General features: G+C 44.3%; 5 protein-coding genes and 1 pseudogene. 4 read left to right on the top strand and 2 right to left on the bottom strand.

Going from position 1 to position 9,888, the window contains the following annotated elements; translation table 11 throughout:
* The 4 genes and pseudogenes from AB5642_RS08530 to srtB form a co-directional block, all read left to right on the top strand.
* Positions 1–329, top strand: a pseudogene (locus AB5642_RS08530) (hypothetical protein); the annotation flags it as partial.
* Positions 330–377: 48 nt separating this feature from the next.
* Positions 378–1,634, top strand: a complete 1,257-nt coding sequence (locus tag AB5642_RS08525; protein WP_173718708.1) for a hypothetical protein — start codon at positions 378–380, stop codon at positions 1,632–1,634.
* 156 nt (positions 1,635–1,790) lie between these two features.
* Positions 1,791–8,177: a SpaA isopeptide-forming pilin-related protein gene (locus AB5642_RS08520; protein ID WP_330590250.1), complete on the top strand. Its 6,387-nt coding sequence runs from the start codon at positions 1,791–1,793 to the stop codon at positions 8,175–8,177.
* A gap of 68 nt (positions 8,178–8,245) precedes the next feature.
* On the top strand, positions 8,246–8,974 hold the full coding sequence (gene srtB, locus AB5642_RS08515) for a class B sortase (RefSeq protein ID WP_173718709.1): 729 nt from the start codon (positions 8,246–8,248) through the stop codon (positions 8,972–8,974).
* A gap of 82 nt (positions 8,975–9,056) precedes the next feature.
* On the opposite strand, the gene AB5642_RS08510 is transcribed toward srtB, so the two are convergent.
* The gene (locus AB5642_RS08510; protein WP_118580600.1) at positions 9,057–9,428 is read right to left on the bottom strand and encodes a type II toxin-antitoxin system RelE/ParE family toxin; all 372 of its coding nucleotides are present in this window, start codon (positions 9,426–9,428) and stop codon (positions 9,057–9,059) included.
* Positions 9,425–9,733 carry a type II toxin-antitoxin system RelB/DinJ family antitoxin gene (locus AB5642_RS08505; protein ID WP_118580603.1) on the bottom strand — a complete coding sequence of 103 codons (309 nt, stop codon included), beginning with the start codon at positions 9,731–9,733 and terminating at the stop codon, positions 9,425–9,427. Before AB5642_RS08505 ends, AB5642_RS08510 begins: the two co-directional genes overlap by 4 nt.
* Positions 9,734–9,888 lie beyond the last annotated feature (155 nt).

Genomic DNA, 9,888 nt, shown 5'->3' with positions numbered 1-9,888 from the left:
AAGCGGAAGAAATTTCTGGTGAAACCGAGGAAGAAGAGTTTCATTTTGTTCGTGCAGAAGACGAAAACCCCTTTGCAGATGACAGCGAAGAGGAAACAGACGAAGGCTTCGGTATGGAATCTGAGGAAGAAGAGCTGGAACGTGCTAGAAAGGTAATGTGCAATTTTGGTCTTTTTAGTGGAAAGACGCTCGGTGAGATGATGGAAAACCCAAAAGGGGCAGACACAGTCAGATGGATGGCAACCGGTTATTACGGCAGCAACATGGAAATGGTAAATGCTGCAAAGATTATTGTGGCACATGAAAAACAGAACAGACTTGCAGCATAAACGTATTGTGGCTCCGGGAGAACGGAGCCACATTTTTTAGGAGGGATTATGTACGAACATCCATTTACCATAAAAGAAGTGGCGTGGTTACTGTCCATACGGTGCCTTGAAGGAGGATCAGATCAGGAGTTTCCGGTGGAATGCCCCTATTGTGGCGATACCAGAGGAAAATGCAGCTTTTGCATTAGCAAAAATGGGGAAATCAAAAACGTTTTCCATTGTTTCCACTGCGGGCAGGGCGGAAATATGCTTACCCTGTATGCAGACATTATGGGGCTTTATGGAGAAGACCGGTGCAAAACAGCTTATCAGGAAATCATAAACCGCTTGGAAAATGGCGGTCAGGTGACAGGAAGTACCTATAAAAAGATAACTTGCCGTTACAAGGCCAAAACGGACGAGGTTAAAAGATCCCCAGAATACGTGGACCTTGTGTACCGTCAGATGCTTTCCCTTTTGCAGCTTCACACCCTGCATAAACAGGACTTGAAAAGACGTGGTGTGACAGATCCGGAAATAAAGGAACTGGAACGAAAGGGCTATAAAAGCATTGAACCCAAAAAGGCAGGGACTATTGCGAAAAAACTATTGGAAAAAGGATTCAGGCTGGACGGAATCCCAGGTTTTTTTCGGAATCGGGACGGCATGTGGGAAGCTTCGTTTTATGAGGGAAACAGAGGCTACCTGTGCCCTGTGTATTCCCTGAATCATAAAATAAAGGGCTTTCAGATCCGGGTTGACCATCCGGTGAACAAAAGAAAATATATCTGGTTTACCAGCAGTGGATTTGAGGGTGGAACTTCAAGCGGCAGTCCGGCCGGGATATCCGGCTATATAAGCCCGGTTCAGAAGAACGTCCGGGTGACAGAAGGAATTTTAAAGGCTGAACTTGCCAGCATGAGAAGTGGACATTCTTATATAGGAATCCCTGGCGTGGGAAATTACAAAAGCCTGCAGCCGGTGTTGATGGAATTAAAAAGCAGAGGCTTACAAACCGTGTATGAGTGTATGGACATGGATAAGATGATGAATCTTACCTGTCGTTGTGACTGCAAGGAAAAGTGTATCTGGTGTGAGGAGCCGGAACGCTTCTTAAAAAAACAGGAGTGTCCCTATAAGCGAAGAAAGCGGGATACCATCCGTAAAGGCTGTCTGAAGCTATATGAGATGTGTGAAACGCTGAACCTAAACTGTATGAGAAGCAGCTGGGATACAGATGAAAAAGGCTTGTGGCTTGGAAATTATAAAGGTGTGGATGACTGGCTTTATAGGAAGCCACCACAGGAAAAAGAGCGGTTTTATTGATTTAATCAGATAAAAAAGGATCTGAAAATGTTCAGGTCCTTTTTTATCTGGCTAAATAAGCCAGAGGAAAGGAGAAACAAAGATGGGAATTCGAGACAGACCATACCACATAAGTACCAGGGACAGACCATTATCTAGCAGGAGAGGAGAAAAACATTGGGTAAATTTAAGAGAAAAAGATGGCTTGCGGGTGCAATGGCTTTTGTGCTGTGCTGCAGCAGCTTCGCTTCGACAGGTACTTTTGCAGTATCCGCGGAATCGGAAACTGAGGTGGCGCAGGAAGCCATATCGGAACAGATGGTAGAAAAATCAGAGGAAGAGCTGATTGCGGAAACGACCTCCGATCCTTCCCTTGCCATTGAAATTGAGCAGGGAGCAGCCTTTGATGTCCAGAAAGATTTTACCGGACTGGGATTAAAGGACGGGGATAAAGCGGAGCTGAAAAAAGCAGCTATGGAGGACGGAACCAATTTTGATCCGGCAAGACCAGGAACCTATAAATGTGTCTACCGGATTACGCCAAAAGAGGGGGATTCTTATCTGGTTGCCAGGACCATCACGGTAACGGAAAAAGAGCCGGAGACTCAGGCAGCAGGAGATTCTGGTACAGAAGAGTCAGGGGACAGCGAGGATCCCGATCCTTTGCCAGAACAGCCGGTCGTGGTCGGGGAAGCTCGTTCGGAAGAGGAAAGCCAGGAGTCTGATCTGACAGAGGTACCAGAAGAAGGAGAAATTTCCGATGAAACTGTGAACCCAAGTGAGAATCCAGATAGTAACACTACAGAGTCCGAAGAGACTATATCCGAAGACGATGGCTTTGCCTCTGACATTTTACCAGAAGAGGAGTTTGATTCGGAACTGGAGCGTGCCGAGGAAGAGGTTACCGTAGATCCGGAAACTGGCCTGACGCTTGGCGAAGTGTTAGAGCAGGCAGAGGAACAGGAAATTGATTTTTTAAGCCTGGAAGAGGGCGAAACGGTTTCTTTTATTGCTACCTATGCCAGCACCAGAACCGATGTGGATGTGACAAGGGGAACCTGCTATTACTACAGTGATTATGGGCTTGGCAGTTATCTGACCTATAAATATACGGTCAAATTTGACAATGTCAGTGCAACCGCTTATTGTATTCAGCCCTCGAAAAACAGCCCTGGGGATGGTGTGTATAAGATTACCAAACTTGGGGATGGTAAAAAGCTTGCAAAAGTGTGCTACTACGGAACCAAAGCTTCTGGTGTAAATGGCTTTTTCAAACAGGAGCATCCGGATTTTTCCGCAGGAAAACAGTTTGTCATTACCCATCTTGCGGTTTCTTATGCAAGCGGAGGTGACGATGCTTTTTCCGGGGCAAACTCTACCGGACAGGCTCTTGCCATGGAACTTTATGAATATTGTATGGCACAGCCGGATATCCCGGATGTCGCCATGGAGTTTTCCAATGACAACGTAACAGCTTATATAGATGGAAACGAGCAGCGTACGGAGGAAATCAAATTTAAAGCCGATTCCTTACAGAACATTACCATGAAGCTCCCCGCTGGCGTGGTTTTCCATAACGTAGATACAGGAGAAGCAAGTGCTGCCGGAGTCAGTATAAAATTATATGGTGGAACTACTTTTTACTTATCCGCACCGCTTGACCAGGCGGCAAAGGTAGCGGGATCCTGGAAGTCTACGATGAAAGGTTACATTACGAAAGACTTTTCGGCGTATAAAGTAACGACCGGTACCGATACCCAGAACCTTGCCCTGGTATTTGGTGAGGGCGTCGACGATGAAAAATTCATAGATTTTTCCGTCACCTGGCTTCAGCAGGCTACTATCGAGATCATCAAAAAAGATAGGGGCTCCAATGCCCTGTTAGCAGGTGCGGTCTATGGTGTCTATAGCGACGAGGCATGCCAGAACCTGATTACAGAAATGCCGCCAACGGATGCAAATGGCGTTTCTTCTGTGACAATTGACAAAACCCAGGATGTGGTTTACTTAAAAGAGATCACAGGTCCCTCTGGCTACCTTGTGGATGCTACCGCCCACGGCGTGTCACTTGTGATGGGAAGTAAAGTTACACAGGAGCTGTTTGACGATGAGAAAAAGGCTTCCCTTACCGTTTACAAAGAGGGTGAGGTATTAACAGGGGCAGATGTGACTGAGGAAAAGGTAACCTTCCGTTATGAAACAAGAAAACAAAAAGGAGCCGTGTATAACGTCTATGCAGGCGCTGACATTGTGGCAGCAGATGGCTCTACCGTTTATAAGAAGGGTGACCTTGTAAAAGAAGGTCTGATCACCGGGGAAGATGGAAGTGCAACCCTGGATAACTTAAATTTGGGAACCTATGTGGTAACCGAGACACAGGCACCGGACAAACTCATCTGCACTGGGGAATCCAAGACGGTAACATTATCCGCTGCTGGCGAAAACGAAGAAGTTTCTTTTAGTACCGTTACGTTTACCAATGACCGGCAGAAAGCTTCTGTATCCTTAGTAAAACAGGACGGGGACACCAAGCAGCCGTTACCTGGAGCCATCTTTGGCCTGTACGCGGGAAACGATATTGTATCAGAGGACGGTAGCGTGATCGTAAAGAAAGATACCCTGATCGAAAAGGTGGCAACTGCTGCGGATGGAACCGGGCATTTCAGCGCGGATCTTCCGGTGAATAACTCCTACTATGTAAAAGAGCTTCAGGCTCCGCAGATGTATGTGTTAAATGCAGCGGATGTTTATTCCTTTGCATTTAACTACGCTGGGGACAAAGAGGCAAACGTGGAATTTACCCATATCTTTACCGATGAGCGTGTACGTGTGAACCTCCATCTTTCCAAGGAAGACAGTGAAACAGGAAAGAGCGCACAGGGAGATGCCACTTTAGAAGGCGCGGTTTACGGACTGTATGCAAGGGAGGTGGTCACTCATCCGGATGGTGTCAGCGGTGTCCTGTATCCCAAAGATGCACAGGTGGCAACCCTGACAACAGATGCAGATGGAAATGCAAGTGTGTCCGATCTCTATCCTGGAAAATACTATGTAAAAGAGATTACCCCTCCTGAGGGCTACGTCCTTGACGAAAGAGAGCATGATGTAGAGGGCACCTATGAAGGTGACCAGGTAAAAGAAATCGAGTGTACCATCACGGTTACTGAGGATGTAAAGGAACAGCCGTTCCAGCTGATTAAAGCTGCGAACAATGGAAAAACAGATGCAGACCTGTTAAAGGGTGCCGGATTTTCAGCCTATCTGGTGAGCAGCTTAAATACAAAAGAGGATGGCTCCTATGATTTTGAAAATGCAGTTCCGGTCGTATTAACTGAAGATGGAAAGACGGAAATCTTTACGGATGAAAAAGGTTATGCCTGCACCATTCCCCTTCCCTATGGAACTTATATCGTAAGGGAAACCACTACCCCTCATAATTTCAAACCTGTTGATGATTTTACGGTTGTGATCAGCGAGAACAAGTCAGAACCCCAGGTTTGGAGAGTGTTATTGGACGATGAATTTTCAGCAAAATTAAAAATCATCAAACAAGACGATGAAACCAAGAAGCCGGTCCTTCTTGCAAACACCGAGTTTAAGATCTACGACCTGGATGCAGGAAAATATGTGGAGCAGACCACAACCTATCCAAGTACCGTAACCCATAAATCTTATTTCACCGATGAAAACGGTTATTTAATCCTGCCAAATGCTCTTAAATGCGGCAACTACCGGATTGAGGAAGTAACTGCCCCGGATGGGTATATCCAGAATACCAATTTCGTTGAGATTAAAGTAGACAGCAACACTGCTTACCAGATGGATTCCACAACTGGGGATGCGATCATCACGGTTGTCTATGAGAACCATCCGGCAAAAGGAAAGCTCATCATCCATAAATCTGGGGAAACCTTAAAATCTTTCAAAAAAGATTTTATCTACGAGGAAACTTCCCTTTCTGGTGCTGAGTTTGCGGTTTATGCCGCAGAGGATATTTATACCCCGGATCACCAGGTGGATGAAGCGGGCAACCGCACTGTCATTTACCCAAAAGATACGCTGATCCAGAAGGTTACCACAGATGAAAAAGGAGAGGCCATTCTAAATGATCTGCCCCTTGGTACCTACCGTGTTGTGGAAACCAAAGCACCAACCGGGTTTGTCATTAACTCGGACAGCCAGGAGCTTACCTTCCTGTATAAAGATCAGAACACTCCAGTTGTGGAAGAAACCGTGGAATTTTCCAATAAGCGCCAGAAGGTAGAACTTAAAGTGGTGAAAGAGGATGCCGAAACTGGTAAAAAGCTGGAAGGTGCCGAGTTTGGAATTTATAACAATAATGATATTTATTCCGGCGATAAGGTAATTGTAAAGGCAGATACCCTGCTTCAGAAGGTAAAGAGTGACAAAAATGGACTGGCACAGATTACCCTGGACCTGCCGCTTGGCAAGTATTATGTGAAAGAGCTTCAGGCACCGGATGGCTATGTTTCCTCGGATGAAATCCTGGAATTTGATGCCAGCTACCAGGGACAGGATGTAAAAGTAATCAAATTAAAAGCCACCAAGAAAAACCAGCCAACCACCGTGGAAATCACAAAGGCAGATGTAACGACCGGCGTGGAACTGGACGGAGCTTCCTTAATTATCCTAAATAAAAAAGGCGAAGTGGTAGATTCCTGGACATCTGTAAAAGACAAGCCGCATGTAATCAAAGGCTTAAAGGTTGGAGAAATCTATACTCTCAGGGAACAGATCGCACCATACGGCTATTTACGCACCACTGATATCAGCTTTCAGATTTCCGATACCGCAGAGGTACAGAAGGTAAAGATGGAAGATGATGTGCCGATTGCACGCCTGCTGGTAAATAAAAAAGGGGAGTTCATAGATGATGTTACCCTACTTGACAATGCAAAAGGTGTGGTAGAGCATTTCTTTAGTTATGTAACCGGAAGCCTGATGGATGTTTCCTTTAACGTGTACGCAGCTGAGGATATTAAAGCAGCGGATGGTGTCAGTGAAAATTACTATACAAAAGATCAGCTGGTGGGTACCATCACAACCGACGGAACAGGTATCGCAGAGCTTGACAATCTGCCTCTTGGTAAATATTACATTATCGAAAAAGAAACTTCCTATGGATATGTATTGGATGATGAGCCAAGATATGTAGACCTTACCTACCGCGACCAGGACACCCCGGTGGTAACCTATAGTGCAGACTGGCAGAACCGACGCCAGAAGGTGCAGGTAAATGTTCTGAAAAAAGAAAAGGACAGTGAAAAGGTTCTTTCCGGAGCCATTTTTGGACTGTTTGCAGCGGAAGATATTGTATCTGCAAGCGGCAAAATCCTGATTGAGAAGGATACCATCATTGAACTGAAGACCACAGATGAAAGCGGCTGGATCCACTTTATGGCAGACCTTCCAATCAGTGCAAAGTATTACCTCAAGGAAATCTATGCACCAAACGGGTATGTGCGTGGAACCGAAACACAGGAGTTTACCTTTGAGTACCAGGGAGATAAAACCACCCAGGCAGTCTATGAATTTACTTTTGAGGATGTGCAGACTTCTGTGGAGCTTTCCAAGGCGGATTTAACAGATGGAAAAGAACTTCCAGGCGCGTCCTTGCAGGTTTTAGATTCCAATGGAACTGTAGTAGAAGAATGGATTTCTACCGATGAGCCACATCTGATCCGTGGCCTGCTGGTAGGCGAAACCTACACCATGGTAGAAACCAAACCGGCAGATGGCTACACCACCGCAGAAAGTATTGAATTTAAGGTGGAAGATACGGCCGAGGTTCAAAAACACCAGATGCTGGATGATGTGACAAAAGTAGAAATTAGTAAAACGGACGTGACAGATTCCAAGGAAGTACCTGGCGCAAAATTAACCATCCTGGACAAAGATGGAAAAGTGGTGGAAAGCTGGGTATCAAAAAAAGATCCGCATATGGTGGAGAAGCTTCCAGTTGGAACCTATACCCTTCGGGAAGAACAGGCACCAGATGGTTACCTGGTTGCAGAAGAGGTATCTTTTGAGGTCAAAGATACTGGAGAAATCCAGAAGGTGGAAATGAAAGATGCCCGCCCAGTTGGAAAACTGGTTCTTAAGAAAACCGATGCAGAAGATGGCTCCCCTCTTGCTGGAGCAGAGTTTGAACTTCGGATCAAGAAATCCGGAAAAGTTGTGGCAACCCTTGTCACAGATGAAGAGGGCGTTGCTACAAGCGGAGATATTCCAATCGCTTCTTATAAAGATGGAAAGATGAAAAAAGAAATCGAGTATATCCTGGTTGAAACCAAAGCGCCGGATGGCTATGTGAGAAGCGAAAAAGAGGAATCCATTGTATTTACCTACCAGGACGATAAGACAAAAGAAATCGAGATCACAAAAGAACTTACCAATGAGCGGATCCCGACTGGTGACTATGTAAAATCCCCGAAAACAGGAGATGACACTAACATTTGGCTGCCAATCCTTCTTCTTGTTTTATCCGTTGGAGGAATAGCCGGAATCTTCTGGTACACCAAAAAGAAAAATCACGAGGAATAAGAAAAATGGACTGTCACGTTTGTGGCGGTCCTTTTTTCTTGCAAAAAAATTGGAAGTGGAGGAAATTTATGAAGCAGGTAAAAGAAATGGGGATTGTAGCGGTGTGCCTTTTGCTGCTTGGGTTTGGTATCTGTATGGGAGCTGGGACGTTTCTCATGTATAGGGACGGAGAGCAGGAATATGACACCCTGCGGGAATACGTTGCCGTGGAGGAGCCAAAAGAAAGGAAAGATGGAGAAACACCGGAGGAAAACCAGGAAGAAACGGTTACCGTGGATTTTGAAGCCCTAAAAAAAATAAATCCAGAGATCATTGCCTGGATACGGATCCCGGACACCAGGATTGATTATCCGGTTGTGCAGGGAACTGACAATGAATATTATCTGAAGCATACCTTTAAAAAGACGGAACATGTGGCAGGAAGTATTTTTCTGGATAAAGATAATAGTCCGGATTTTACCAACCGTAAAACTATTCTATACGGGCATAACATGAAAGATGGCAGCATGTTTCAGGGGCTGCATAAATATGAAAGTGAATCGTATTTACAGGAGCATAATAAGGTATATCTGTATTTACCAGATGGGGAAGCCTTAACCTATACCGTCATAAAATGTGGCTATGTAAAAGCGGATAGTGATACCTTCTGGCTGGGAGAACAGGTGGAGACCAGGACACTTTTGTTATCCACCTGCGGCTCTGATTCTTCAAAACGGCTGGTGCTTTTTTGTGAACTGCCAGAGAAAGGTGAAGAGTCAGAGACAAATGGTGAGGATATAAGTATAGAAGTCTTTTAATTGCAGGAAGTTAAAATGCCATCTTTGATAGCAAAATTATCAAAGATGGCATTGTTTAGAAAGTGAAACTTAATTCGAGTTATTATGGCGTTTCCATATTTGCAGAAAAGGAAGTTATGGTCTCTGATTGCTTTGTGTGAAATTTTAACTGATTTTCAATATCACGTCCAGCGTACATTACTCTAAGAATTGTTACGACTTTCTTATTGGAATCAGGAATATAAAATATCACATAATTATCTACAGGTAATACACGAAGTCCACGACTTTTCCATGGTTCATTTTCATATTTTCGATACCGTTCTGGCATAATATCCAGACTTAAAATCTGTTCTTCAAGACGATCAAGCTGTCCGCTTGCATTTTCAGGGGATTGCAATTCAAATGCAATATATTCAAAAATCCCTCTTAAATCGTTGTCAGCCTGTTCAGATAATTCAACCTCATAGATCATATGCCATAATCATTGCGGATATCTGCAAAGGCTTTTTTCGCATTTTTAGCCCGTCCAGCTTGCATATCCGAATATCCTTTCTCCAATTCTTCATTGAATTCTGTTTCAGATAATGTATGAATGTCAACTGGTCTTGAAGATGGTAATTTCACTTCAAATGGAAGTCCCCTCTGTAAAATAATCTGTTTATAAAACATATTAATAGCACTGGAAGCTGGAATTCCAAGCGTAGACAAAATGTTTTCTGCTTTTTCTTTTACATCTGGTTCGATTCGTGCATATAAATTTGCTGATTTTGCAGCCATATAGATCCGCTCCTTTCAAGAGAAATAAGATATCTATAGTTATTATACACAAATGTCAGTACAATAGCAATACAATCTTGGGATTGAATCAGGTATAAATGGTGAATAGCTACTGTTCTGGAGACGATAAGATATATAGCAGAATATCTTCTTGA

The sequence above is a fragment of the Ruminococcus sp. 1001136sp1_2201st1_G3_2201SCRN_220225 genome (assembly GCF_040924365.1).
In the GTDB taxonomy this organism is placed as follows: domain Bacteria; phylum Bacillota; class Clostridia; order Lachnospirales; family Lachnospiraceae; genus Blautia_A; species Blautia_A faecis.
This window is presented reverse-complemented; position numbering and strand designations above follow the sequence as displayed.

Bases quoted from the DNA above. Each gene is read 5' to 3' on its own strand.
- AB5642_RS08525 (WP_173718708.1), top strand. From the start codon at position 378: ATGTACGAACATCCATTTACCATAAAAGAAGTGGCGTGGTTACTGTCC.
- srtB (WP_173718709.1), top strand. From the start codon at position 8,246: ATGAAGCAGGTAAAAGAAATGGGGATTGTAGCGGTGTGCCTTTTGCTG.
- AB5642_RS08510 (WP_118580600.1), bottom strand. From the start codon at position 9,428: ATGATCTATGAGGTTGAATTATCTGAACAGGCTGACAACGATTTAAGA.
- AB5642_RS08505 (WP_118580603.1), bottom strand. From the start codon at position 9,733: ATGGCTGCAAAATCAGCAAATTTATATGCACGAATCGAACCAGATGTA.